This is a genomic window from Kitasatospora cineracea (assembly GCF_003751605.1).
In the GTDB taxonomy this organism is placed as follows: Bacteria; Actinomycetota; Actinomycetes; order Streptomycetales; family Streptomycetaceae; genus Kitasatospora; species Kitasatospora cineracea.
In genome coordinates this window covers 2,040,354-2,064,704 of the sequence record NZ_RJVJ01000001.1, presented here as the reverse complement: position 1 = coordinate 2,064,704, position 24,351 = coordinate 2,040,354, and the positions used below count along the sequence as shown (strand labels likewise).

The following is a 24,351-nucleotide window of genomic DNA, read 5'->3' as shown; positions in this document are numbered from 1 at the left end:
GAGCAAAACCCCGGCAAAACAAGCGGAGTTTAGCGATGCGCGCCCGAACGAGGGGAGGGTTGTTTCGTACTTGTCCGAACTGATACCCGGTCAGGCTTCGATCGCCACCCGGCCCTCGTGCCCGTCCATCGCGTCCAGCCGCCGCAGGATGATGCCCTCGCGCAGCGCCCACGGGCAGATGTCCAGCTCCTCCAGGCCGAACAGGTCCATCGCGGCGTCCGCGACCAGTGCCCCGGCCAGCAGTTGGCGGGCCCGGCCGAACGAGACGCCGGGGATCTGGGCGCGCTCGGCGGGCGTCATCGCGGCGAGCCGGGGCAGCCACGCGGAGAGGCCGGAGCGGGTGAGCCGGCGCGGGACGCGCACGCCCGCGCCCTCGGGGGCGGCGCCGGTCATCCGGGCCAGCTGCTTGAAGGTCTTGGAGGTGGCCACCGAGTGGTCCGGCGCCCCGAGCCGGGCGAAGTCGCCGACCGCGCCGGCGATCTCGGCCCGGATGTGCCGCCGCAGTTCGCGCAGGTCGCCCGGGTCGGCGATCTCGCCGGGCAGCCGGGAGGTGAGCCGGCCGGCGCCGAGCGGCAGCGAGGTGGCGACGTCGGGCTGCTCGTCGAGGCCGCAGGCGATCTCCAGCGAGCCGCCGCCGATGTCCAGGTTGAGCAGCCGGCCCGAGGACCAGCCGAACCAGCGGCGGACGGCCAGGAAGGTCAGCCGGGCCTCGTCCTGCCCGGACAGCACGGTGAGCGCGACGCCGGTCTCCGCCTCGACCCGGCGCAGCACCTCCTCGCCGTTGCTGGCCTCGCGGACCGCGGAGGTGGCGAACGGCAGCAGGTCCACGACGCCCTTGTCCTCGGCGACCCGGAGCGAGGAGGCGACCATCGAGACCAGCCGCTCGATCCCGGCTCCGCTGATCGCCCCGTCGTCCTCCAGCAGCTCGGCGAGGCGCAGTTCGGCCTTGTGGGAGTAGGCGGGCAGCGGGGCCGCGCCGGGGTGGGCGTCCACCACGAGGAAGTGGACGGTGTTGGAGCCTACGTCGAGCACACCGAGTCGCATGACCGTCCAACCTAGCCCACCCCGGTGACCGCCGGGGATACGGGCGGGATCAGAGCATCCCGTCCCAGAGCTGCTCGACGATCACGGCCCACCAGTTCTCCGGGCCGCGCAGCGCGGTGCGGTCCAGCGCGGCCAGCGCCCACTGGAACTCGGCGACCGCCGGGCCGGCCTGCTCGGGCGGCAGGTCGCGCAGCCGGGGGCGGCGTTCGGCGAGCAGCGCCAGGCAGCGGAGGAAGGCGGTCAGGTCGGCGTTGCAGTAGCGGGCCTCGCAGGTGTCCGGGTCGACCGCCCGGACCCGGCCCTGCGCGGTGTCGACGGTGAGCAGCGCCCAGCCGTCGGTGCCGAGCACGCGCTGGCCGAGCAGCGCGGCCCGGGCGGCGGCGGTGGCCCGGCGGCCCCGGCCGAGCGCGGCCAGGTGCTCGGCGAGGTCGGGCAGCGGCGGGGCGGCCTGCTCGGCGATGCCGTCGGCCTCCGGCAGGTACAGGGTGAAGAAGCCGGGGGCCTCGCGCGGCAGGCCGGTCCGGCACAGCGGGCGGCCGACGGCCTCGGGCAGGTCGGCGGCGAGCACCTCGGTCGGCTCGAAGCGGCGCACCCCGTCCTCGCCGAACAGCGCGGCCAGCCGCTTGCCGAGGCCGGTCTCGTCCTCGGGCTGGGCGGGCGGCACCGCGGGCGGGAACGGCACCCGGTTGTAGGCGCTGCGGGAACGGGCCGCCAGGGCCCGCACGGCGGCCGCCCGGTGGTCGTGGCGCGGCCCGTACGGCTGCTCGAACTCCAGCCGCACGCCCGGGAGTTGCTCGGCGACGGCCTGCTCGGAGTAGCTGCCGGGGAGCATCGACAGCCGCAGGTCGGTGCGGAGCGCGACCAGCTTCTCGGCCGGGACGCCCTGCGCGGCGAGCTGCTGCCGGGCGCGCAGCGCGGGGTGCGGGTGGCCGTGCGCGGAGCGGACGGTCAGCGACTGCGGCCGGTCCTTGTCGTCCAGGTAGCTCAGGGTGGCCCGGGTGCCCGGGCCTGTGACCGGCGGCAGCGCCGGGTTGTGGCTGCCCGCGCCGAGCCGGTCGCGGTGCAGCTGCTCCACCACCGGCACCGGGACGGACGGGTAGACCACGAGTTCGCCGGTGACCCGGTCGACCACGGCGCAGGCCGCGCCGATCTCCTCGGGGGCCCGGCGGGCGCCGGTCAGCGGGTCGGTGAGGACCGGCGCGGGCTCGGGCCAGAGCACCCAGCCGAGGTCGAACTCGTGGCACCTGACAGGCCGCGCCCCCTCCTGCGGGAGGTCGCCGTTGACCCAGCGGTGGGCGGTGGCGAGGGCCTGCTCGCGGGTGATCATCGGCTGGTGCTCCCGGTGGTGGTGCGGTGGATGGTGAGCCGGGAGCGCGGCGGCGCGGGCCGGTCGGCGGGGGCGGCCTCCTCGGCGGCCCCGTCCGTTCCGGCCTCCGGCCCGGCCGCACCGACCAGGGCGGGTTCCCGCTCGGGGGCGTGCTCCGGGACGGCGACGGTGGCGGGCAGCGGCGCCGTCAGGTCGATCGGCCGGTCGGCGGCGTCCACCGCGATCGCCCACAGGCCGTGGTCGGCCGGGTAGAGCGGGGTGGGCGCGGCGTAGCCGGTCTGGTGGTCCAGGTAGCTGAGCACGCCCTTGTGGTTGACGGCGTTCCAGGTGTGCGAGCGGCCGAACGCGTCGACGGTGAGCAGCACCGCGCGGGTGCCGGTGCCGTGGGCGAGCAGGGCCTGGCCGAGCTTGCCGTGGGCGTCGGTGCCGTCGCCGAGGTCCAGGAAGCGGGTGCCGAGCTCCAGTTCGGCGCGGTCGCGGCCGCCGCGCTCGCCGGCCGGGCCGTCGGGCAGCCGGGGCGCGGCGCAGGTCGGGACGCCGCCGAGGGTGTCCACGGCGGACAGCGACACGTCCACGCAGTTGTTGGCGCGGCCGCTCTCGGCGGGGCCGCCGCCGTTGAGCACCTCGATCCACTCGCCGACCATCGGGTCCGGCGCGGGCACCGGGGTGCGGCGCACCGCCTCGGCCTGGTGCGCCGGGTCGACCGGGCCCAGCCCGCCGGGCAGGCCGTACGGGCGGCTGTCGGCCAGGGTCCGTTCGCGCTCGCCGGCCGGCAGCGGGCCCGCGACGCCGGAGCGCCGCCCGCCCGCGATCACCAGCCAGGCCGCGGACGCCTGCCCGGGGTGCACCGGCAGGCCCTGGTCGTCCTGGCCCGCCTGGCGCCGGACGTCCGACAGCGGCTCGTAGCCGCGCGCCGGGGTGCCGGGCGCGTGCTGGCCGATCCCGCCGCCGCCCGCGGGCGGCACCGGGACGCCCGCCGCCGGCCGGCCGCCGACCGGGGTCTGGCCGACCCCGACCACCGCGGCCGAACCGCCGGACGCACCGGCCGTGCCGGGGGTGCCGACCACGCCGGTCGCACCGGGGGCGCCGACCGCACCGGCCGCGCCGCCCACCGGGCCCGCCACCGCGCCGGGCGCACCGGGAGTCCCCGGGGCGCCGGGCACCGCCGCCGCGCCGCCGGGAGCGGCGCCGACCGGCCCGCCCACCGGGCCCGCACCGGCCACCGGGGCGCCCGGCACCGGCGTGCCCGCCGGGATGCCGCCGCCGACCGGGGCGGACCCGCCGCCGCCGACCGGGCCGAGCTGGAACGAGGAGCCGCCCGAGGAGCCCGAGCCGCCGAAGGACGAGCCGGGGTCCGCGGCGTGGTGGCCGCCGCCGCCCCCGTACGAGCCGCCGCCGGTCGACCAGATGTCGCCGCCGACCACCGGCGGGGCGCTCGGCGCGGGCGGCGCCAGCACCGAGTCGACGTGCACCGACAGCGGTCCGCGGTCCGGCGCGCTGTGGCCGCCGCCCCCGCCGCTGTAGGAGCCGCCGCCGTAGGAGCCGCCGTCGTCGTACGAACCGCCGCCGCCCCCGTACGAGCCGCCGCCGGACGGGCCGCTGTACGCGGGCGCCGAGGAGCCGCCGTAGGAGACGCCGTGCGAGCCGCCGCCACCGCCCTGGTAGCCGCCGCGGTGCCCGCCGGTGTCGGACTGGCCGTGCTGCGGGCGGTCGCCCAGGGCGCTCTGGGTCACCCCGGACACCGTGTCGGTGACGCCGGTGACGTTGTCGGTGACGCTGCCGGTCAGGTCGGTGAGCAGGCCGCCGGGGCCCTGGGCGCCGTGGCCGTTGCCCATGCCCGTGCCGTTGCCCGTGCCGTTCAGGCCGCCGTGGCCGTGGCCGTGCTGCGGGCCGTCCTGGAACGGGCCGCCGTTCTGCTGCTGGCCGTCCAGCACGGTGACCGGCTTGCCGTCGGCGCCGAGCAGTTCCTGCGGGCGGCCGTCCGCGCCGAACTGGACCACCTGCCCGCCCGGGCCGGTGGCCCGGCCCGAGGCGTCCACGGTGACCGGCTGGCCGTCCTGGCCCGCCAGCAGGTGGCCCTTCTGGTCGGCGACCAGGCCGGAGACCTGGGTGCCGTCGGCCGCCATCATCACCGGGTGGCCGTCGTCGCCGAGTTCGGGCTTGCCGTTGAGGCCGAGCGCCAGCGTGATGCCGGTGCCGAGGATCGCGCCGCCCAGGCCGACCAGCAGCGGCTTGCCGTTCGAGCCGAGCAGCGGCTTGCCGTCCTCGCCCATCGCCACGCCGCTGACCGGGGTGCCGTCGGGGCCGACCAACTGCTGCTTGCCGTCCGGGCCCTGGGTGACGGTCAGGCCGTCCACGCCCTTGACCCGCTGCCCGTCCTCGCCGACCAGCACCGGGTTGCCGTGCCGGTCGGTGCGGACCGTGCCGTCGGCCTTGACGTCCGCGTGCAGGCCGGCGACCGAGGCCACCTCCACCGAGCGGGCCACTCCGGCCTTCGCCAGCGCCCCGGTGACCTGTCCCGAGCGGGCCGCCATCGAGGTCTCGCGCTGCTCGCCGTGCAGGCCCCGCCCGTCGGCCTGGGCGATCCGCTCCAGCGCGACCAGCGGCGGCTCCTTGGCCAGCGACTTGGCGGCCTCGCCCATGTCCCGGCCGAGCTGCTCCAGCAGCTGGCCGATCTTCACCTTGGCGTGCTCGACCGCGGCCAGCTCCTCGGCCTCGGCGGCGACCTCCTTCACCGCGCCGACCACCGCGCCGACCGCGCCGGTGACCAGGCCGCCCAGTCCGGTGGCGGCCTCCTTGCCGGCCTGTGCGATGTCCGCCTTGGCCTTGGCCTCGGCCGCGTCCGCCGCCCGGATCTTCTCGGTCAGCTCGGTCAGCACCGCGATGATGTCGGCCTTGGCCTGGTCGGCCGCCCCGGCCGCCTTGTCCAGGGCCGCGGCCACCAGCGCGGCCGCCGCCGCGGCGTCGTCCAGCTGGCCGCGCCCGCCGCCGCTGAACTGCCGCCAGTGGTCGGCGAACGCCTCCACCGCGGGGCCCTTGTTCTCACCCGACACCCGCTGCGCGGAGGCCGCGCCGCGGGTCACCAGGGCGTCCGCCTCCGACCCGAACTCGCGCCACAGGCCCGCCGCCCGGCGCAGCCCGTCCTCGTCCGCCTGCGGCCACGCGTGGCCGGTCCGCGCCAGCGCGGGGGCGAGTTCCTCCGGCAGGTTCCTGGACACGTGCTCCCCCTTCGGGTGGTACGGCTCGGCGCGCGCAGCGGCCCGCCAGGTGGTCTGACTCCGGTTCAGGCCCGACCGGTTGCGGTCGGGTGGTTCAGCGAGGGCGCGTTGAAGTCCGCGCTGATCTCCTGGTCGGTGCGCTCGCTGCGGTCCGCCATCGTGTGCAGCCCCTGACCGACCCGGCCCAGCCGCTCCGACAGCCCCTGCAGCCCGGCCAGCACGCCCTCCCGGGCCTCGCCGTACGCCGTACCGAACGGCTGTCCCGGCTGGTCCGAGCCCCACGGCGCGCCCAGCGCCGCCAACCCGCTCTCCAACTGCTTCGCCGCACTACCGAACTCGTCCGAGATCTTCTCGAACTCACGTCCCTCGCCGTGGAGTTCCCACGACCGGATGACGACCTCGTCGCCCATCTGCACTCCCCCGTGCAAGGGCGCTCATGCGCCCGACCTACCGGCTGGGCCATCCTAGGACCACTCCCCGGCCCCCGCCGACCGGCCGACGGCGCTTTTCACAGGCGTTTCACCTTCGCACCCGCCCGAACCGGGACGAACCTCCCCGAGTCGGACGAACCACCGGCAAAGCCGCGCCGCCGCACCCCGGACCGGCCCGTCCAGGCCCTACCCTTACCGGGTGGCACCAGCTGACAGCACCAAGAGCAAGAAGACCAAGAAGCCCGGCAAGGCCGCCAAGGCCAAGGGCCCCGTCGTCGACCTGGCGATGCCCACCGTCCGCGAAGTCGCCCTCGACTTCCCGCGCGCTTGGGTCGAGTTCACCGACCCCGCCGACGAGGACCAGGTGTTCCGCTGCGACCTCACCTGGCTCACCTCCCGCTGGGGCTGCATCTTCGGCAAGGGCTGCCACGGCATCCAGCCCGGCCGCGGCGCCTCCGACGGCTGCTGCACCCTCGGCGCCCACTACTCCGACGAGGACGACGAGCAGCGCGTCGCCGAGCACGCCGCCCGGCTCACCCCCGACATCTGGGAGCACCACGCCGAGGGCACCGACGCCAGGGGCCGGATCCGCCGCGACGGCGGCATCACCATGTTCGACGAGGACGGCGACCGCCAGACCCGCCGGGTGAACGGCGCCTGCCTGTTCCTCAACGGCCCCGGCTTCCCCGGCGGCGCCGGCTGCGCCCTGCACGTCCTCGCCCTGCGCGAGGGCCTGGAGCCGCTGGAGACCAAGCCCGACGTCTGCTGGCAGCTCCCGGTCCGCCGCACCTACGACTGGATCGACCGCCCCGACGACACCCGCTACCTGCAGGTCTCCATCGGCGAGTACGACCGCCGCGGCTGGGGCCCCGGCGGCCACGACCTGCACTGGTGGTGCACCGGCTCCCCCGAGGCGCACAACGCCCCCGACCCGGTCTACGTCTCCTACCGCCCCGAGCTCACCGAGCTGATGGGCCCCGCCGCGTACGACCAGCTGGTCGCCCTCTGCAAGGCCCACGACACCCGCCTCGCCCCGCACCCGGCGGACAACGCCTAGCGGGGCCGGGTCACTTGTCGATGTCGCCGACCACGAAGAACATCGACCCCAGGATCGCCACCATGTCCGCGACCAGCGTCCCCGGCAGCAGTTCGGTCAGGGCCTGGATGTTGTTGAAGGACGCCGAGCGCAGCTTGAGCCGCCACGGCGTCTTCTCGCCGCGCGACACCAGGTAGTACCCGTTCAGCCCGAGCGGGTTCTCGGTCCAGGCGTACGTCTCGCCCTCGGGGGCCTTGAGCACCTTGGGCAGCCGCAGGTTGACCGGCCCGGCGGGCAGTTCCGCCAGCCGGTCCAGGCAGGCGTCGGCGAGGTCGAGCGCGTTGGCGGTCTGCTCCAGCAGGCACTCGAACCGGGCCAGGCAGTCGCCCTCCTCCCGGACGGCGACCTTCAGCACGTCCTGCAGCTCCCCGTACGCGAGGTAGGGCTCGTCGCGGCGCAGGTCGAAGTCGACGCCGCTGGCCCGGGCGATCGGCCCGCTGACGCCGTACGCGTGGACGTGCTCGCGGGAGAGCACGCCGACGCCCGCGGTGCGGCCGCGGAAGATCTCGTTGCCGAGGACGAGGTCCTCGAAGACCGGCAGCTGGCCGCGGACCACGCCGACCGCGCGGCGGACCCGGCCCAGCCAGCCGGCCGGCAGGTCCTCCTTGAGGCCGCCGACCCGGTTGAACATGTAGTGCATCCGGCCGCCGGAGGCCTCCTCCAGCACGTGCTGGAGCTCCTCGCGGCCGTTGAAGGAGTGGAAGATCGGCGTGATGCCGCCCAGTTCCAGCGGGTAGGAGCCGAGGAACATCAGGTGGTTGAGGACCCGGTTGAGCTCGGCCAGCAGCGTGCGCAGCCACACCGCCCGCCCGGGCACCTCCATGCCGAGCATCCGCTCGACGGCCAGCACCACGCCCAGCTCGTTGGCGAACGCGGACAGCCAGTCGTGCCGGTTGGCCAGCATGATGATCTGCCGGTAGTCACGGGCCTCGAAGAGCTTCTCCGCGCCGCGGTGCATGTAGCCGATCACCGGCTCGGCGCTGGTGATCCGCTCGCCGTCGAGCACCAGCTTCAGACGGAGCACGCCGTGCGTGGACGGGTGCTGGGGGCCGATGTTGAGCACCATGTCGGTGCTGCCGGGGTCGCCGGGGAGCGTCTGCGCGCCCGGGCCGATGCCGACCGTGGTCTCCGTCATGGCCGTCGCCTCCTTCTACGAGGGGAGAGTCTGCCATCCCGGCAGGCCCGCGAGGTCGTCCGGTACCGGCATGCGGACGGCCTGGACCAGCCAGTGGAACGCCCCCAGCCCGCCCGGGTCGGTCAGCTCGGCCGCCTCCCCGGCGCCGGACAGCGCCCGCAGGTACGCCGCCGGGTCGCTGCTCGCCAGCGCCAGCGGCGGGCGGGCGCCGCTGACGCCCAGCGCGCGCAGCGCCTCGCGCTGGGTGGTGAGCAGCGCCGGGTGCCCGGGCACGGCGGCCGCGTCGAGCGCGACGTGCGCGGTCAGGTCGCACGAGCCGTCCGGGACGGGCGGGCACTCGCGGCCGTCCCGGAACCCGGTCAGGGTGCCGAACGGCGGCCGGGCGGCCCGCAGGTGCGCGTAGTCGGCGGCCACCGCGAGGCCCTGCTCCAGTGCGCCGACCGCCCCGGCCCAGGCGGCGTCCCGCGGCCCGCCCAGCTCGACCCGCTCCCCGTCCGGCCACCAGCGCCCGGCCCAGGCGGCGTCCGCCTCCGCCAGCGGCCCGCCGGCCCGCTCGGTCCCGTCCGGCGCGACCTCCAGGTACCGCAGCCGCCCGTCCGGGCCGGGCTCGGCGACGTCCAGCGGGACGTTGTCCAGCCACTCGTTGGCGAACAGCAGGCCCCGGACGCCGGCCGGCGGCTCGGCCCGCCAGTCGACGTCCGCGGGCAGCCCGGCCGGGCGGTCGGCCAGCTCGACGGCCCGGAAGTCCACCCGTCCGCGCAGCCCGGCGGGCAGCTGCGCCCGCACCGCCAGGGTGAGTTCGCCCCGCCCGGCGCCCACGTCGACGAAGGCCAGCCGCTCCGGCCGGCCGAGCGCCGCGTCGACCCCCGCCAGCAGGCGGGCGACGGCGGCGGCGAACCGCGCGGAGGCGTGCACGGAGGTGCGGAAGTGCCCGGCGGGGCCCTCCGGCCTGCGGTAGAAGCCGCCGTCGGGCCGGTACAGGGCGTGTTCGATCGCGGGCCGCCACCGCTTCCATGTCATAGCGGGCGACGTTACCGGCCCGGCCCCGCCTCCACCCTGGGGAGTAGCCCCGGATCGACCTCGCGGCGGAGCAGAACGCCCTCCCGGACTCCCTAGGCTGGAACCGTGCATCGACTCAACGCCTGGCTCCGCCGACATCCCATGGTCGTCGACTCGGCCTGGGCGCTGCTGGTGCTGATGCTCGGCGTGCTCGCCGCGGTCGAGTCGACCGGCCTGCCGGACGCCCCGATGCCGTCCTGGAAGCACTACACCGGCGTCGCGGTCGCCTGCGCGCTGCCCGCCCTGATGGTGGTGCGCCGCCGCTGGCCGGACGCCACCACGGCGGCGGCCGTGGCGATCGGCCTCGGCCAGGTCGCGCTCCGCGTCGACCCCGGCGCCTCCAGCGTCGCCTTCCTGGTCTTCGGCTACACCGGCGCCGCGTTCGGCCGCGCCTGGACGTCCCGGCTGGCGCTGGTCGCGAGCCTGGCGGCCGGCCCGCTGACGCTGTGGCGGCTGACGCCCGCCGAGCAGCGCGGGGACGGCTACAAGGCGGTGTTCCTGGCCGCCCTGATGACCACCCCGTTCGTGCTCTGCTGGGCCTGGGGCCGGCTCACCCGGGTCCGCCGCGCGTACCTGGTCGAGCTGGAGGACCGGGCCTCCCGGCTGGAGCGCGAGCGCGACGCCCAGGCCCAGGTCGCGGTCGCCGCCGAGCGCGCCCGGATCGCCCGCGAACTGCACGACGTGGTCGCGCACAACGTCTCGGTGATGATCGTCCAGGCCGACGGCGCCGCCTACGTGCTGGACTCCTCCCCGCAGCAGGCCAAGGAGGCGCTGGGCACCATCGCCTCCACCGGCCGCCAGGCGCTCGCCGAGATGCGCCGCCTGCTCGGCGTGCTGCGCACCGCCGACACGGCCGGCGAGTACGTGCCGCAGCCCGGCGTCGAGGAGCTCCCCGAGCTGCTGGAGCAGGTCCGCACGGCCGGCCTGCCGGTCGAGTTCACCGCCACCGGCGAGGTCCGCGAACTGCCCCGCGGCCTCGAACTGACGGTCTACCGGATCGTCCAGGAGGCCCTCACCAACGTCCGCAAGCACGGCGGCCCGAACGCCCGGGCCAAGGTCGCCGTCGACTTCCGCGACGGCGACCTGGAGGTCCTGGTCGAGGACGACGGCCGCGGCTCCACCCGCGAACAGCTCTCCGGCGGCACCGACGGCCTCGGCCACGGCCTGATCGGCATGCGCGAGCGCGTCGGTATGGTCAGCGGCAGCCTGGACGTCGGGCCCCGGCCCGGCGGCGGTTTCCGGATCCGGGCCGTCCTGCCCCTCAAAGCCACCCAATGAACGGAGCCCGACCGATGCCGATCCGCGTGATGCTGGTCGACGACCAGGAACTGCTGCGCACCGGCTTCCGGATGGTCCTGCAGTCGCAGGGCGACATCGAGATCACCGCCGAGGCGGGCGACGGCCAGCAGGCCCTCGACGTGCTGCGCACCGCCGAGGTCGACGTGATCCTGATGGACGTCCGGATGCCCCGCCTCGACGGCGTCCAGGCCACCCGCCGGATCTGCCTCGACGAACACGGCGCCCCGCTCGAACACGCCCCCCGGGTCCTCATCCTCACCACCTTCGACCTGGACGAGTACGCCTTCGCCGCGCTCAAGGCCGGCGCCTCCGGCTTCCTGCTCAAGGACGTCCCGCCCGTCGAACTGGTCGCCGCGATCCGCTCGGTGCACGGCGGCGACGCGGTGGTCGCCCCCACCACCACCCGCCGCATGATCGACCGCTTCGCCGAGGTCCTCCCCACCCCCTCCAGCACTCCCGGCTCCCCCGTCCTCGGCCCCCTCACCGACCGCGAGCGCGAGGTCTTCCTGCTCGTCGCCCAGGGCCTCTCCAACGGCGAGATCGCCGCCCGCCTGGTCCTCTCCGAAGCCACCGTCAAGACCCACGTCGGCCGCATCCTCGCCAAGCTCGGCCTCCGCGACCGCGTCCAGGCCGTCGTCCTCGCCTACGAGAACGGCCTCGTCCGCGCCGGCGAAACCCCCTGACGGGGGCGGCCGCTCCCCCTGCCCGGGCGCACCCACCCCCGCCGCCTCTTCCTCAGCCCCGCCAGGGGCGCGGGGAACTGCGCGCCCGGCCACGCACCCCGCCGCACCGCCTCCGCACCCGCCCGCCCCGCGTCTGCCCGCACCGTCCGCGCCCGCGGAAAAGCCTCGTACCATTGACCGGTACGTCTGGTACCCCTAGAGGACTGGAACGGAAGAGTGCTGCCCGACTTCGGAGACCCCTCCGACCCCGGTAACCGCCCCGCCCGGCTCACCGTCGGCGTCGTCGGCGCCGGCCGCGTCGGCCCCGCCCTGGGCGCCGCCCTGCAGCTCGCGGGCCACCGCGTCGTCGCCGCGTCCGGCGTCTCCACCGCGTCCCGCCGCCGCGCCGAGGCCCTGCTGCCGGGGGTGCGCCTGGTGACGCCGCCGCAGGTGATGGCGGCGGCGGACCTGGTGCTGCTGACCGTCCCGGACGACGCCCTGCCCGACCTGGTGCAGGGCCTGGCCTCGACCGGCGCCGTCCGCCCCGGCCAGCTGCTCGTGCACACCTCGGGCGCGCACGGCGTGGCCGTCCTGGAGCCGGCCACCCGCGCGGGCGCGCTGCCGCTGGCGCTGCACCCGGCGATGACCTTCACCGGCACCTCCGTGGACGTGGCCCGGCTGGCCGGCTGCCCGTTCGGGGTGACCGCCCCGGAGGAGCTCCGCCCGGTCGCCGAGGCGCTCGTGGTGGAGATGGGCGGCGAGCCGGTCTGGATCCCCGAGGAGGTCCGGCCGCTCTACCACACGGCCCTCGCGCACGGCGCGAACCACCTGGTCACCCTGGTCGCGCAGGCGATGGAGCTGCTCCGCACGGCGGGCGTCGCCGAGCCCGGCCAGCTGCTCGGCCCGCTGCTGGGCGCGGCCCTGGACAACGCGCTGCGCTCGGGCGACCTGGCACTGACCGGCCCGGTGGCCCGCGGTGACGTCGGGACGGTGCGCACGCACCTGGGCCGACTCGCTACGGTGACCCCGGACATCGGCCAGGCGTACCGGGCGATGGCGAGGGCCACCGCCCAGCGCGCGGTGGCCAACGGCACGTTGAAGCCGGAGCCGGCGGCGGCGCTGCTGGACGTACTGAACGAGGAGAAGCACTGATGGCACGCGACAGGCGCCCGGCGAAGGCCCCGAAGGCGGCGAAGGTCCGCAAGGCGGTGCTGACCCGCACCGTGGACGAGTTCGAGGCCGCGTTCTGGCCGGACGAGCAGCCGGTGGACAACGCCGTGGTGATGACCATGGGCGCGCTGCACGAGGGCCACGCGGCGCTGGTGCGCGAGGCCCGCCGCCAGGTCGGCAAGGACGGCCGGGTCGCGGTGACGGTCTTCGTGAACCCGCTGCAGTTCGGCGCCGGCGAGGACCTGGACCGCTACCCGCGCACCCTGGACGAGGACGTCGCGCTGGCCGAGGAGATGGGCGCGGACGTGGTGTTCGCCCCGTCCGTGGACGAGATGTACCCGAACGGCGAACCGCTGGTGCGGCTCTCCGCGGGCCCGATGGGCGAGGGCTTCGAGGGCGCCTCCCGGCCGGGCCACTTCGACGGGATGCTGACCGTGGTCGCCAAGCTGCTGCACATCACCGACCCGGACTTCGCGGTGTTCGGCGAGAAGGACGCCCAGCAGCTGGCGATCGTCCGCCGGATGGTCGCCGACCTGGACTTCGACGTGGAGGTGGTCGGCGTCCCGACCGTCCGCGAGGAGGACGGCCTGGCGCTGTCCTCCCGCAACCGCTTCCTCTCCGGGGCCGAGCGCGTCCAGGCGCTCGCCCTCTCCCGCGCCCTGTTCGCCGGCCGGGACGCCGGCGCGCAGGGCCCGAAGGCCGTCCGCGAGGCGGCCGCCGCCGTGCTCGAGGGCGCGGACGGCGTCTCCCCCGACTACCTGGCCCTGGTCGACCCGCTGTCCTTCACCGAGGCGCCGGACGACTTCCAGGGCGAGGCGGTGCTCGCCGTCGCGGCCCGGGTCGGCTCGACCCGGCTGATCGACAACGTGAGCGTCATCGTCCGCTAGCCCGGACACCCGGGGCGGTCGGACCTCCCGAGGGCCCGCCCGCCCCTCCCCTCCCGGTACCAGCACCCTCAGGCATGCACTCACAGGAGGCGTGACCCATGCTCCGCACCATGCTCAAGTCCAAGATCCACCGTGCCACCGTCACCCAGGCCGACCTGCACTACGTCGGGTCGGTCACGGTCGACGAGGACCTGCTCGACGCCGCGGACCTGCTCCCCGGAGAGCTGGTCCACATCGTCGACATCAACAACGGAGCCCGGCTGGAGACCTACACCATCGCCGGCCCGCGCGGCTCGGGCGTCATAGGCATCAACGGCGCCGCCGCCCGCCTGGTCCACCCCGGCGACCTGGTGATCCTGATCGCCTACGGGCAGATGGACACCGCCGAGGCCAAGTCCTACCTCCCGAAGGTGGTCTTCGTCGACGGGCACAACCGGGTCACCGGCCTCGGCGGCGACCCCGCGGACGCCCCCGAGGGCAGCGGACTGCTGCGCGGCGACGCCGCGTACGGTGGTCCGAACGGCGCGGCCGACGCCGCCGCGCGCTGAAGGAGCAGCTGAACCCATGTCGCACCGCCTGACCGCCCCCGCCCCCGGCTGGACCACGAGCACCGACGTGGTCGTGATCGGCTCCGGCGTGGCCGGGCTCACCGTCGCGCTCAACGCCCGCAAGGCCGGCCTGCGGGCCATGGTGGTCACCAAGGCGGTGCTGGACGAGGGCTCCACCCGCTGGGCCCAGGGCGGCATCGCCGCCGCCCTGGGCGAGGGCGACACCCCCGAGCAGCACCTGCAGGACACCCTGGTCGCCGGCGCCGGGCTGTGCGACGAGGAGGCGGTGCGCGCCCTGGTCACCGAGGGCCCGGACGCGGTGCGCCGACTCATCGAGACCGGCGCCGAGTTCGACCTCGACGCGGACGGCGAGATCGTGCTGACCCGCGAGGGCGGCCACCACCGCCGCCGGATCGCGCACGCCGGCGGCGACGCCACCGGCGCCGAGATCGAGCGCGCCCTGGTCGCCGCCGTCGAGGCCGACCCGGGCCTCGAACTGATCGAGCACGCCCTGGTCCTGGACCTGCTCACCGACGCCGACGGCCACGCCTCCGGCGTCACCCTGCACGTGATGGGCGAGGGCCAGCGCGACGGCGTCGGCGCGATCCTGGCCCGCGCCGTGGTGCTGGCCACCGGCGGCATGGGCCAGATCTTCTCGGCCACCACCAACCCGGCGGTCTCCACCGGCGACGGCATCGCGCTCGCCCTGCGGGCCGGCGCCGAGGTCACCGACCTGGAGTTCGTCCAGTTCCACCCGACCGTGCTGTTCCTCGGCCCGGACGCGCAGGGCCAGCAGCCGCTGGTCTCCGAGGCGGTCCGCGGCGAGGGCGCCCACCTGGTCGACGCGGACGGCGTCCGCTTCATGGTCGGCCAGCACGAACTGGCCGAGCTCGCCCCGCGCGACATCGTCGCCAAGGCGATCATCCGCCGGATGCACGCCCAGGGCACCCGGCACATGTACCTGGACGGGCGGCACTTCGGCGCCGAGATGTGGGAGCACCGCTTCCCCACCATCCTGGCCGCCTGCCGGGCGCACGGCATCGACCCGGTCACCGAGCCGATCCCGGTCTCCCCGGCCGCTCACCACGCCTCCGGCGGCGTCCGCACCGACCTGCACGGCCGCACCACCGTCCCGGGCCTGTACGCCTGCGGCGAGGTGGCCTGCACCGGCGTGCACGGCGCCAACCGGCTGGCCTCCAACTCGCTGCTGGAGGGCCTGGTCTTCGCCGAGCGGATCGCCGCCGACCTGGCCGCGCTGAACGCCGCCGGCAAGCTCCCGGCCCGCACCGTCACCACCGACGCGGCGCACGCCGCGACGCCGGTGCCGCTGCTGCCCGACACGGCCCGCGGCGGGATCCAGCACCTGATGACGTCCGGCGCGGGCGTGATCCGCTCCGCGGACTCGCTGGCCGCCACCGCCAAGGGTCTGGCCGCCCTGGCCGACCCGGACCACCCCGCCGACCCCTCCGTGGAGACCTGGGAGGCCACCAACCTCCACCAGGTCGCCACCGCCCTCACCACCGCCGCCGCCCTCCGCCAGGAGACCCGCGGCTGCCACTGGCGCGAGGACTTCCCCGACCGCGACGACGTCCACTGGCACCGCCACGTCGTCCACCCCCTCGCCGACTGACGTCCCCCTCCCCCCGCCCTCCCGTCCCGCCGAAACCTGGAGCCCAGCCACCATGTCCCACTCCGAACTCCCCCTCCTGTCCACCGAGTCCGGCGGCTGCGGCGACGGCTGCGCGTGCGGCGAGGGCGAGGAGTACGAGACCGGGCTCGACCCGGCGCTCGCCGCGCTGCTGGAGGACGCCGGGCTGGACCCGATCGAGGTGGAGGACGTGGCGATGATGGCCCTGTCCGAGGACCTGGCCGGCGGCGAGGACGTCACCTCGGTGGCGACCGTCCCCGCCGAGGCCGTCGCCACCGCCGACTTCACCGCCCGGCAGGCGGGCGTGGTGGCCGGCCTGCGGGTCGCGGAGGCCGTCGTCTCGCTGGTCTGCGAGGAGGAGTTCGAGGTCGAGCGGCACGTCGAGGACGGCGAACTCGTCGCCCCCGGCCAGGTGCTGCTCTCGGTGCGCAGCCGCACCCGGGACCTGCTCACCGCCGAGCGCTCGGCGCTGAACCTGCTCTGCCACCTGTCCGGCATCGCGACCGCGACCCGGGCCTGGGCGGACGCCCTGGAGGGCACCGGCGCGGTGGTCCGCGACACCCGCAAGACCACCCCGGGCCTGCGCGCGCTGGAGAAGTTCGCGGTGCGGGCCGGCGGCGGCGCCAACCACCGGATGGCGCTGTCCGACGCGGCGCTGGTGAAGGACAACCACGTGGTCGCCGCGGGCGGCGTCGCCGAGGCGTTCACCGCCGTCCGGGAGGCGTTCCCGGAGCTGCCGATCGAGATCGAGGTCGACACGATCGAGCAGATCGAGCCCGTCCTGGCGGCCGGCGCGGACCTGATCCTGCTGGACAACTTCTCCACCGGGCAGCTGCGCGAGGCCGTCGCCCTGGTCGCGGGCCGGGCGAAGCTGGAGGCTTCCGGCGGCCTGACCCTGGCCACCGCGCGCGAGGTCGCCGAGACTGGTGTCGACTACCTGGCCGTCGGCGCCCTGACGCACTCCGCGCCGATCCTCGACATCGGCCTGGACCTCCGCAGCTCCTGACCCTTCGAAGCAGAAAGCGCCCCATGCTCCTCACCATCGACGTCGGCAACACCCAGACCACGCTCGGCCTGTTCGACGGCGAGGAGATCGTCGAGCACTGGCGGATCTCCACCGACCCGCGCCGCACCGCGGACGAACTCGCGGTCCTGCTCCAGGGGTTGATGGGCGCCCACCCGATCGTCTCGGCGGACGACCGGGTGGCCGGCCTGGCGATCTGCTCCTCCGTCCCGGCGGTCCTGCACGAGCTGCGCGAGGTGACCCGCCGCTACTACGGGGACGTCCCGGCGGTGATCGTCGAGCCGGGCGTGAAGACCGGCGTGCACGTGCTGATGGACAACCCGAAGGAGGTCGGCGCGGACCGGATCGTCAACGCGCTGGCCGCCAACCACCTGTACGGCGGCCCGTGCATCGTGGTCGACTTCGGCACCGCGACGACCTTCGACGCGATCAACGCGCGCGGCGACTACGTGGGCGGCGCGATCGCCCCGGGCATCGAGATCTCGGTGGACGCCCTGGGCGGCCGCACCGCGATGCTCCGCAAGATCGAGCTGGCCCGCCCGCGCAACGTGATCGGCAAGAACACCGTCGAGGGCATGCAGTCGGGCATCCTGTACGGCTTCGCCGGGCAGGTGGACGGCCTGGTCAACCGGATGGCCAAGGAGCTCGCCAAGGACCCGAACGACGTCCAGGTGATCGCCACCGGCGGCCTGGCCCCGCTGGTCCTCGGCGAGGCCGACTCGATCGACGTGCACGAGCCCTGGCTGACCCTGATCGGCCTGCGCCTGATCTTCGAGCGCAACCGCCCGGCCACCGCGGCCTGACGCCCCGTCGGCCCCGCCCGCCCCGGGTCCCGGACCTCGCCGCGAGGTCCGGGGCCCGCCGCGTTCCCGGGCCCGCCCCGGATGCACCATCTCATAGGCCAATCGGGACAAACACGTCATCAATCGCCATAAGTCGGACGTACGACACGTACTGTCGACCCATGCCAACGCCACACGGATCGCGCGGCGGCATGGCCTTCAGCGCCGATGAAGTCCGGGTGCTGCGCCGTGTCCTCGCCCAAGCCCTCTACCCGGCCGCGCCCGACCGGCTCCCGGTGACCACCGCGACCGGCGAACTGTGGGCCGAGGACGTCCAGGACGCGCTCCGGCTGACCGAGTCCATCGACGAGGCGGTCCAGGAGGGCGGGCGGCTGCGCGCCTTCATGCTCACCGACCTGGCCCGCTACCGCGCCGCCCTGCCGGGCAGCGCCGCGGGCTACCTGGACCGCCTGGAGGAGGCCGTCACCGACGGCTACCTGCCCACCGCCGAGGACCTCTCGGCGCTGCGCTCGCTCTCCCGCCAACCCTGCGGCCCGCCCGAACAGGCCCGCCGCTCCCGGCTCGCCGGGCGCTGCCACGCGCTCGCCGAGGCCGAGGTCCGCGAGCGGCTCTCCCTGGGCTCCGGGCAGCGGCACCTCGCGGCGGTGCCGAGCCCGGCGCCCGAACCCCAGCCCGCCACCCCCGTTGGAGGACGGTTCCCGATGAGCGACCAGCAGCAGCCCCCGCACCCGGCCGACCGGCCCCGCCCGCGCCGGATGCCCACCCCGGCCGAACTGTTCGGCCGCCGCACCCGCACCGCCCCGCACCAGGACCCCCCGGCCGACGAGGACCGCCCGGAACTCGCCACCGGCACCGACGGCTGACACCCCGTCAACCCGCGGGCCCCCTCCTCCGGAGGGGGCCCGCTCCGTTTGCCAACGTTTTGATAAAGATTCGATCTGATACGAACATCCCTGCCCCGAAGTGTCCGGTTCGAGCACTCTCGATGGCTGGAAACGCACCCTAGGGTCTTCCCGCACACACCGTGCACACGGAACCCTTTGGGGGGATCATGCGCACTTCGCGCTCCCGTTCGCTCGGGCTCGCCACCGCCCTCGCCGCGCTCGCCCTGGGCGGCGCCGCCGTCCCGGCCGCGCACGCGGCCGACAGCACGCTGAAGATCGAGGCCCCCGACGCCGTCGCGGTCGACCCGGACTCCACCGCCCCGGACCACGGCAGCAACTCGACCCGGGTCCAGCTGGACCTGACGCTCTCCAACCACCCGGCAGCCGCCATGGGCCGGATCACCATCGACCTGGCCCCGTTGGAGGGCATCGCCTCGGTCTCCACCCTGTCCAACAGCAGCTGCAAGACCGCTGACAAGGTACTAACCTGCGACGCGCTGTCCATGTACGGCGGCACGCAGGAGCTGGACCTCTACCTGTACGCCCCCGCCGGAACCGCCCGCCCCGCGGGCAGTTCCGCCGTCCTGCACACCACGGCCGTGTTCGACGGCGTGACCGCCTCCGCCGACACCAAGGTGACCCTCGGCGGCAGCAACGTGGTGGTCAATGACATCCCGGCCACCACCGGTCTCAAGCCCGGCGACGTCTGGAAGCCGCTGGTCAAGATCACCAACAAGGGCCAGCTGACCGCCTCCCAGCTCTACCTCACCTTCGTCGGCGGGACGGGGTTCTCCCTCCAGTCGCAGTTCTCCAACTGCAAGTACGCCACCAACGACGGGACCGACGTGGCGATCTGCGCCCTCCCGGCGACGGTGGAGGCCGGCAAGACGGTGACGCTGACCCCGATCGGCTTCACGGTCAACGCCGACGCGTACTACGCGGACGAGGAGATCACCGTGGCCACGGCCGCACCGGACCTGAGCGGCTGGCTGGGCAAGTTCCACTTCACCCCGGGCCCGGCCTCCGCTCCCCCGCTGGTCGCCTTCGACGCGCCGGTGAGCAGCGGCCCCAACGGGGTGATCGACTTCGAGCGCTACAACAGCATGATGCTGCAGGCGACCGTCCCGAACACCGCCGACTTCGTCGCCTCCGGCAGCTGGACCCCCGAGGCCGGCAAGCAGCAGGGCAAGCTGACCGCCGGCATGGTCAACAACGGCCCCGCGTCGATCGACTGGCGCAGCGGTTCCTACCCGGCCCGGGTCCGGGTCGCGCTGCCCGCGCAGGCCAAGGTGCTGCAGAAGCCGGACAACTGCTACCCCACCAGCACCGACGCGACGGTCAACAGCTTCGACTGCGGCACCACGCCCTACATCAGGAACGGCTACCGGGCCTCCTTCGACTTCACCGTCCAGGCCGACCCGGCCGCGAAGCTCTCCGCCACGGTGAGCCTGCCGTCGCTCGGCGAGGACAACCAGGAGAGCGGCAAGCCCTGGGACCCGGACAAGGCCAACGACGTGGTGACCGTCGCCCTCGGCGGCGAGGCCTCCACCGGCACGTCGTCCCCGCAGCCGAGCCGGTCGGCCACCGCCGAGCCCGGCGGCTCCACCCCGTCCGCCCCGGCCACGCCCGCTCCGGGCACCGCCTCGGCCGCCCCGTCCCCGAGCGCGAGCGGTGCCCCGGGCACCGGTGGCAGCACCGGCGGCGGCTCGTACACCGGCGGCGGCCTGGCCTCCACCGGCGGCGGCCAGGGCGCCGGCACCGCGGTCGGCCTCGGTCTGGGCGCCATCGCGCTCGGCGGCGGCGTGCTCGTCGCCGCCCGCCGCCGCAAGGCCGGCGCGCGCGGCTGAACCTCCGCCGGGGCACCGGTCCGCCGCTCCGGCGGGCCGGTGCCCCGGTGCGTCCGGCGCCCCCGGCGCGCGCCGCCCGATATCCCGTGGCGGAGCGGCCCGTGAGCCTGGCTACCCTGGTGGGGTGAGCGATCAGAGCACTCTCCCCGCGACCGACGACCTTCCCGAGCAGATGCGCGTCCGGCGCGAGAAGCTGGACCGGCTCCGGGCGGCCGGCATCGACCCGTACCCGGTCGGTTTCCCCCGCACCTCCACCATCGCCGACCTGCGCGCCAAGCACCCCGACCTGGCCCCGGACACCGCCACCGGCGAGCGGGTCGGCATCACCGGTCGGGTGGTCCTGGCCCGCACCGGCGGCAAGCTCTGCTTCGCCACCCTGCGCGACGGCTCCGGCGACCTCCAGGTGATGCTGTCCCTGGACAAGCTCGGCGCCGAGCGGCTGGCCGCCTGGAAGGGCGACATCGACCTCGGCGACCAGGTCGGCGTCGAGGGCGAGGTGATCACCTCCAAGCGCGGCGAGCTCAGCGTGATGGTCGACCGCTGGGAGCTGACCGCCAAGTGCCTGCGCCCGCTGCCGGACAAGCACAAGGGCCTGAGCGACCCGGAGGCCCGGGTCCGCCAGCGCTACGTCGACCTGATCGTGAACCCCGAGGCGCGCGAGATGCTGCAGCTGCGCACCAAGGTGATCCGCTCGATCCGCCGCACCTACGAGGACCGCGGCTACCTCGAGGTCGAGACCCCGATGCTGCAGCCGATCCACGGCGGCGCCAACGCCCGCCCGTTCGTGACGCACATCAACGCGTACGACATCGACCTGTACCTGCGCATCGCCACCGAGCTGTACCTCAAGCGCCTGGTGGTCGGCGGCGCCGAGAAGGTCTTCGAGATCAACCGGAACTTCCGCAACGAGGGCGCGGACGCCACCCACAACCCGGAGTTCACCGCCCTGGAGTCGTACGAGGCGTACGGCGACTACGACACCCAGGCCGAGCTGATCCGGGCGATCGTCGTCAACGCCGCCCGGGACGCGCTGGGCACCACCGTGGTCAAGGGCGTCGGCCCGGACGGCACCGAGCACGAGATCGACCTGGCCGAGCCCTGGCAGGAGGTCTCGGTCTACCCGGGCATCTCCGCGCACCTGGGCACCGAGGTCACCCCCGCCACCTCCGTGGAGGAGCTGCGGAAGCTGGCCGTGGAGCACGACCTGGACCAGTACCTGGACCCGAACTGGGACCACGGCCAGATCGTCCTGGAGCTGATCGAGCGCCTGCTGGAGCACCACGCGATCAAGCCGACCTTCATCAAGGACTACCCGACCTCGGTCTCCCCGCTGACCCGGCAGCACCGCTCGATCGAGGGCGTCGCCGAGAAGTGGGACCTGGTGATCTTCGGCACCGAGCTGGGCACCGCCTACTCGGAGCTGATCGACCCGGTCGAGCAGCGCGCCCGGCTCACCGCGCAGTCCCTGCTGGCGGCCGGCGGCGACGTCGAGGCGATGCAGGTGGACGAGGACTTCCTGCGCGCCCTGGAGTACGCGATGCCGCCCACCGGCGGCCTCGGCCTGGGCGTGGACCGCCTGATCATGCTGCTCACCGGCAAGAACATCCGCGAGACGGTGCTCTTCCCGCTGGTGAAGCCCGAGAAGGCGGAGCGGGCGGAAAAGGCCGTGAAGAGCGAGGAGGCCGCAGACGCGGCCGAGTCCGACACCACCGAGGAGTAACCGTGGAGTACGTCAGCGCGATCGTCCCGCCGCTGGTCATGGCGATCGGTTTCGCCTTCCTGGTGCGGGCCATCATCCGCAGCCAGGGCGGCGCCCAGAAGTCGAAGGAGGACGCCGTGGCCGAGGCCATGGCGGCGCGTTCCTCCGCCGAATAGCGGTATCCGCGGCGGCGCGCCGTTCCCCCTCCGGGGAACGGCGCGCCGCCGCGTTTGCCGTTTGCCGCCTTTTGTCCGCATCGGTCCTATCCTTGGCGGCACTATGGTGCGGCAACTCGGAGAACTCGAGAACGACATCATGACCCGGGTGTGGCAGTGGAACCGCCCGGTCACGGTTCGGGAGGTTCTGCAGGATCTGCGGGCGGAACGCGAAATCGCGTACACCACCGTGATGACGGTGCTCGACAAGCTCTACCGAAAGGGCTGGGTGCGCCGGGAGCGCGCGGGGCGCGCATACCGATATGAGCCGGTCTCCTCGCGCGAGGCGTACACCGCCGCGCTGATGAACGACGCCTGGGCGACGAGCGACAATCCGGCGGCCGCCCTGGTGCACTTCTTCGGGATGATGTCGCCGGAACAGCGCGAGTGGTTGCGCGACGCGCTGCGGGTGGCGGGCGTCGATACCGAGGAGACCGGGCCCCCCGCGGCACGATAACGTTCCCCGCCATGGAGGTCACCATCCGCCGTGCGCGGACCACCGACGTGCGCGCCATCCGTCGGCTCATCGACGCGTACTCCCGCGACGGCATTCTGCTCGACAAGCCCACCGTCACCCTGTTCGAATCCGTCCAGGAGTTCTGGGTCGCCGAACGCGACCAGGACGGCGGGGTGGTGGCCTGCGGCGCGCTCCACGTGATGTGGGAGGACCTCGCCGAGGTCCGCACCCTCGCGGTGGATCCGGTCTGCAAGGGCCTCGGCATCGGGCACCGGCTGCTGGACAAGCTGCTGGAGACCGCGCGCTGGCTCGGCGTCCGTCGGATTTTCTGCCTGACGTTCGAGGTTCCGTTCTTCTCGAAACACGGGTTCGTCGAGATCGGCGAAAACGACGATCGTACGGCAGACCCGGCGGCCGTGGCCACAGAAGTCTATGAAGAACTCCTGCGCTCGTACGACGAAGGCGTCGCCGAGTTCCTCGACCTGGAGCGGGTGAAGCCGAACACGCTGGGCAACTCGCGCATGCTGCTGCACCTCTGAGTCATGCCCCGCGGCGCGACCGGCGACACAGGGGTTTGTGTTTTCCGGGAAAAGACGCTTTCCTTTCTCTAGGCAATGGACCGTTATCGCGGAAAGGGAAGCCCGTGGCACAGAGGGTTCAGGTCATTCTGGAAGACGATCTCGACGGCGGATCCGCGGACGAGACGGTGACGTTCGCCCTGGACGGTGTGGCCTACGAGATCGACCTGAAGAGCGACAACGCGGAGAAGCTCCGCGTCCTGCTCGCCCCGTACGTCGAGAAGGGCCGCAAGCAGAGCGGCCGGCTCACCGCCCCGCGTCGCGGCGGCAGCGGCCGGAGCACCGGGCGGTCCGCGGCGGCCGGCCAGGCCGACACCGCCAAGATCCGCACCTGGGCGAAGGAGAACGGCCTCCCGGTCAACGACCGCGGCCGCGTCCCGAGCAACGTGCGCGAGGCGTACGAGAAGGCCAACGCGTCCTGACCCGCGGGCCCCGGCGGGGCCCTCAGCGGGCGGGCGGCAGGCCCAGCCGTTCCCGCGCGCAGGCGTCCGCCAGGGCGTCCAGCAGGCGGAGCAGGTCGGGCGAGCGCAGGTCCAGGGCGGGGCGCGGCGCCCCGGCCCGCAGCCAGTCGGCGGTCCGCGGCTCGGGCACCCGGGGGTCGCCCGGGTGCGCCGCGCGGGCCTCGATCGGCAGCCGCAGCTCCGGGCCCCAGCCGAGCCAGTGGAGCAGGTCGGGCACCGGCTCGGCGGCCCCGGGGGCGAGCAGGAAGACGGCCCGGTCGGCCTGCCGCAGCACCGGCCCGGTGGCGCGGCCCAGCCGCTCCAGGCGGCCCAGCGCGGCCCGCGCGGGCCCCAGCGGCGCCACCACCCGGTCCGAGCCGCGCCAGCCGGCGGCCGCACGGGGTGCGGCGGGGGCGGCGGGCAGCGGACGGGTCACGACCTGTGCAACGCTGGAGGGGTCGGGCGGTCACGCGACCGCCACCGGGACGGCGGTACGCCCCCCGCGGCCGACCTGACGGTCCGTCACCCCCGGTCCCGGGTCGGCAGACTTCTCGCCAGGCGAACACGCACCCCGCGGAAACCGCGCGAAACCCGCCGGATTACCGGGTATGAATGCTGGTGGACGGGGTCGCAGGAGCCCGGCCGCAGCACGTCGCGGGACCGGTGATCCGGTTCCACCGGACCGTGTTCGCCGTTGGCGTAGCGGGATCCGGTGCATCGGGCCCGCCGCTGGGAACACCGTCTCCCAGCATCAGGTTGGGAAAGGTGTCGGCTGGTCGCGCAGCATGTTGCTCCCGCTCCGTGGGAGTTCCGTAGCCGCGCTGCTGAGCGGGACTAGCATGCGGAAGGACAGGGCGGGGACGGCCCCCGAACTGACCGA

The 24,351-nt window shown here is 74.7% G+C and carries 21 protein-coding genes and 2 pseudogenes; 16 read left to right on the top strand and 7 right to left on the bottom strand.

Translation table 11 applies throughout. The annotated features are described in order from the left end of the window. Positions 1 to 90: 90 nt before the first annotated feature. The 4 genes from EDD39_RS09460 to EDD39_RS09445 form a co-directional block, all read right to left on the bottom strand. Positions 91 to 1,044, bottom strand: a complete 954-nt coding sequence (locus EDD39_RS09460) for a Ppx/GppA family phosphatase (protein WP_123554789.1) — start codon at positions 1,042 to 1,044, stop codon at positions 91 to 93. Positions 1,045 to 1,093: 49 nt separating this feature from the next. Beyond that, positions 1,094 to 2,371: an SUKH-4 family immunity protein gene (locus EDD39_RS09455; RefSeq protein ID WP_123554787.1), complete on the bottom strand. Its 1,278-nt coding sequence runs from the start codon at positions 2,369 to 2,371 to the stop codon at positions 1,094 to 1,096. Then, positions 2,368 to 5,589, bottom strand: a complete 3,222-nt coding sequence (locus tag EDD39_RS09450; protein ID WP_123554785.1) for a toxin glutamine deamidase domain-containing protein — start codon at positions 5,587 to 5,589, stop codon at positions 2,368 to 2,370. Before EDD39_RS09450 ends, EDD39_RS09455 begins: the two co-directional genes overlap by 4 nt. Positions 5,590 to 5,654: 65 nt before the next feature. Then, positions 5,655 to 5,999 carry a WXG100 family type VII secretion target gene (locus EDD39_RS09445; RefSeq protein WP_123554783.1) on the bottom strand — a complete coding sequence of 115 codons (345 nt, stop codon included), beginning with the start codon at positions 5,997 to 5,999 and terminating at the stop codon, positions 5,655 to 5,657. A gap of 220 nt (positions 6,000 to 6,219) precedes the next feature. Here EDD39_RS09445 and EDD39_RS09440 point away from each other — a divergent pair, with 220 nt between their 5' ends. Beyond that, complete coding sequence (locus tag EDD39_RS09440; RefSeq protein WP_123554781.1) at positions 6,220 to 7,077, top strand: DUF3109 family protein; 858 nt, start codon at positions 6,220 to 6,222, stop codon at positions 7,075 to 7,077. Positions 7,078 to 7,087: 10 nt separating this feature from the next. On the opposite strand, the gene EDD39_RS09435 is transcribed toward EDD39_RS09440, so the two are convergent. Together EDD39_RS09435 and EDD39_RS09430 are read right to left on the bottom strand one after the other, a co-directional pair. After that, entirely contained in the window at positions 7,088 to 8,251 is a 1,164-nt protein-coding gene (locus tag EDD39_RS09435) for an NADH-quinone oxidoreductase subunit D (protein ID WP_123554779.1), read from the bottom strand. 15 nt (positions 8,252 to 8,266) lie between these two features. Beyond that, a complete protein-coding gene (locus tag EDD39_RS09430) occupies positions 8,267 to 9,271 on the bottom strand; it encodes an SAM-dependent methyltransferase (protein ID WP_123554778.1) in 1,005 nt (334 codons plus the stop codon). A gap of 105 nt (positions 9,272 to 9,376) precedes the next feature. Here EDD39_RS09430 and EDD39_RS09425 point away from each other — a divergent pair, with 105 nt between their 5' ends. From EDD39_RS09425 to EDD39_RS09360, 15 genes and pseudogenes are all read left to right on the top strand, one after another. Next, on the top strand, positions 9,377 to 10,588 hold the full coding sequence (locus tag EDD39_RS09425; protein WP_123554776.1) for a sensor histidine kinase: 1,212 nt from the start codon (positions 9,377 to 9,379) through the stop codon (positions 10,586 to 10,588). 14 nt (positions 10,589 to 10,602) lie between these two features. Then, complete coding sequence (locus tag EDD39_RS09420; protein ID WP_123554774.1) at positions 10,603 to 11,292, top strand: response regulator; 690 nt, start codon at positions 10,603 to 10,605, stop codon at positions 11,290 to 11,292. Between the two features lie 219 nt (positions 11,293 to 11,511). Continuing rightward, positions 11,512 to 12,487 (top strand): annotated as a pseudogene (locus tag EDD39_RS09415) (Rossmann-like and DUF2520 domain-containing protein); the annotation flags it as partial. Further along, positions 12,423 to 13,328, top strand: coding sequence for a pantoate--beta-alanine ligase (panC, locus tag EDD39_RS09410; RefSeq protein ID WP_123554770.1), 906 nt, complete (start codon positions 12,423 to 12,425; stop codon positions 13,326 to 13,328). The pseudogene EDD39_RS09415 and the gene panC, both read left to right, overlap by 65 nt. Positions 13,329 to 13,426: 98 nt before the next feature. Then, positions 13,427 to 13,876 (top strand): aspartate 1-decarboxylase, encoded by a 450-nt coding sequence (gene panD / locus EDD39_RS09405; RefSeq protein ID WP_030457889.1) that lies wholly within the window; start codon positions 13,427 to 13,429, stop codon positions 13,874 to 13,876. Between the two features lie 16 nt (positions 13,877 to 13,892). Next, positions 13,893 to 15,506, top strand: coding sequence for an L-aspartate oxidase (locus tag EDD39_RS09400; RefSeq protein ID WP_030457890.1), 1,614 nt, complete (start codon positions 13,893 to 13,895; stop codon positions 15,504 to 15,506). Positions 15,507 to 15,558: 52 nt separating this feature from the next. Next, entirely contained in the window at positions 15,559 to 16,530 is a 972-nt protein-coding gene (nadC, locus tag EDD39_RS09395; protein WP_123554768.1) for a carboxylating nicotinate-nucleotide diphosphorylase, read from the top strand. Between the two features lie 23 nt (positions 16,531 to 16,553). Then, the gene (locus EDD39_RS09390) at positions 16,554 to 17,351 is read left to right on the top strand and encodes a type III pantothenate kinase (protein WP_014136518.1); all 798 of its coding nucleotides are present in this window, start codon (positions 16,554 to 16,556) and stop codon (positions 17,349 to 17,351) included. A 191-nt stretch (positions 17,352 to 17,542) separates the two neighbouring features. Continuing rightward, positions 17,543 to 18,214, top strand: a complete 672-nt coding sequence (locus EDD39_RS09385; protein WP_341869293.1) for a hypothetical protein — start codon at positions 17,543 to 17,545, stop codon at positions 18,212 to 18,214. A 188-nt stretch (positions 18,215 to 18,402) separates the two neighbouring features. Next, on the top strand, positions 18,403 to 20,082 hold the full coding sequence (locus EDD39_RS09380) for a hypothetical protein (protein WP_123554763.1): 1,680 nt from the start codon (positions 18,403 to 18,405) through the stop codon (positions 20,080 to 20,082). Positions 20,083 to 20,215: 133 nt separating this feature from the next. Next, positions 20,216 to 21,802, top strand: a pseudogene (gene lysX / locus EDD39_RS09375) (bifunctional lysylphosphatidylglycerol synthetase/lysine--tRNA ligase LysX); the annotation flags it as partial. 2 nt (positions 21,803 to 21,804) lie between these two features. Beyond that, entirely contained in the window at positions 21,805 to 21,957 is a 153-nt protein-coding gene (locus EDD39_RS39460) for a hypothetical protein (protein ID WP_030908340.1), read from the top strand. A 103-nt stretch (positions 21,958 to 22,060) separates the two neighbouring features. Next, positions 22,061 to 22,453 (top strand): BlaI/MecI/CopY family transcriptional regulator, encoded by a 393-nt coding sequence (locus tag EDD39_RS09370; RefSeq protein ID WP_030457896.1) that lies wholly within the window; start codon positions 22,061 to 22,063, stop codon positions 22,451 to 22,453. Positions 22,454 to 22,464: 11 nt separating this feature from the next. Continuing rightward, positions 22,465 to 22,992: an amino-acid N-acetyltransferase gene (locus EDD39_RS09365; protein WP_030457897.1), complete on the top strand. Its 528-nt coding sequence runs from the start codon at positions 22,465 to 22,467 to the stop codon at positions 22,990 to 22,992. Between the two features lie 104 nt (positions 22,993 to 23,096). Further along, positions 23,097 to 23,453: a histone-like nucleoid-structuring protein Lsr2 gene (locus EDD39_RS09360; protein ID WP_030908334.1), complete on the top strand. Its 357-nt coding sequence runs from the start codon at positions 23,097 to 23,099 to the stop codon at positions 23,451 to 23,453. Positions 23,454 to 23,475: 22 nt separating this feature from the next. Here EDD39_RS09360 and EDD39_RS09355 read toward each other — a convergent pair whose 3' ends face one another. Next, complete coding sequence (locus tag EDD39_RS09355; protein ID WP_123554759.1) at positions 23,476 to 23,907, bottom strand: hypothetical protein; 432 nt, start codon at positions 23,905 to 23,907, stop codon at positions 23,476 to 23,478. Positions 23,908 to 24,351 lie beyond the last annotated feature (444 nt).

Excerpts from the sequence above, each read along its gene's own strand:
- EDD39_RS09460 (WP_123554789.1), bottom strand. The coding sequence starts at position 1,044 with ATGCGACTCGGTGTGCTCGACGTAGGCTCCAACACCGTCCACTTCCTC.
- EDD39_RS09455 (WP_123554787.1), bottom strand. The coding sequence starts at position 2,371 with ATGATCACCCGCGAGCAGGCCCTCGCCACCGCCCACCGCTGGGTCAAC.
- EDD39_RS09445 (WP_123554783.1), bottom strand. The coding sequence starts at position 5,999 with ATGGGCGACGAGGTCGTCATCCGGTCGTGGGAACTCCACGGCGAGGGA.
- EDD39_RS09435 (WP_123554779.1), bottom strand. The coding sequence starts at position 8,251 with ATGACGGAGACCACGGTCGGCATCGGCCCGGGCGCGCAGACGCTCCCC.
- EDD39_RS09430 (WP_123554778.1), bottom strand. The coding sequence starts at position 9,271 with ATGACATGGAAGCGGTGGCGGCCCGCGATCGAACACGCCCTGTACCGG.
- EDD39_RS09420 (WP_123554774.1), top strand. The coding sequence starts at position 10,603 with ATGCCGATCCGCGTGATGCTGGTCGACGACCAGGAACTGCTGCGCACC.
- panC (WP_123554770.1), top strand. The coding sequence starts at position 12,423 with ATGGCACGCGACAGGCGCCCGGCGAAGGCCCCGAAGGCGGCGAAGGTC.
- panD (WP_030457889.1), top strand. The coding sequence starts at position 13,427 with ATGCTCCGCACCATGCTCAAGTCCAAGATCCACCGTGCCACCGTCACC.
- EDD39_RS09400 (WP_030457890.1), top strand. The coding sequence starts at position 13,893 with ATGTCGCACCGCCTGACCGCCCCCGCCCCCGGCTGGACCACGAGCACC.
- nadC (WP_123554768.1), top strand. The coding sequence starts at position 15,559 with ATGTCCCACTCCGAACTCCCCCTCCTGTCCACCGAGTCCGGCGGCTGC.
- EDD39_RS09390 (WP_014136518.1), top strand. The coding sequence starts at position 16,554 with ATGCTCCTCACCATCGACGTCGGCAACACCCAGACCACGCTCGGCCTG.
- EDD39_RS09385 (WP_341869293.1), top strand. The coding sequence starts at position 17,543 with ATGGCCTTCAGCGCCGATGAAGTCCGGGTGCTGCGCCGTGTCCTCGCC.
- EDD39_RS09380 (WP_123554763.1), top strand. The coding sequence starts at position 18,403 with ATGCGCACTTCGCGCTCCCGTTCGCTCGGGCTCGCCACCGCCCTCGCC.
- EDD39_RS09370 (WP_030457896.1), top strand. The coding sequence starts at position 22,061 with ATGGTGCGGCAACTCGGAGAACTCGAGAACGACATCATGACCCGGGTG.
- EDD39_RS09365 (WP_030457897.1), top strand. The coding sequence starts at position 22,465 with ATGGAGGTCACCATCCGCCGTGCGCGGACCACCGACGTGCGCGCCATC.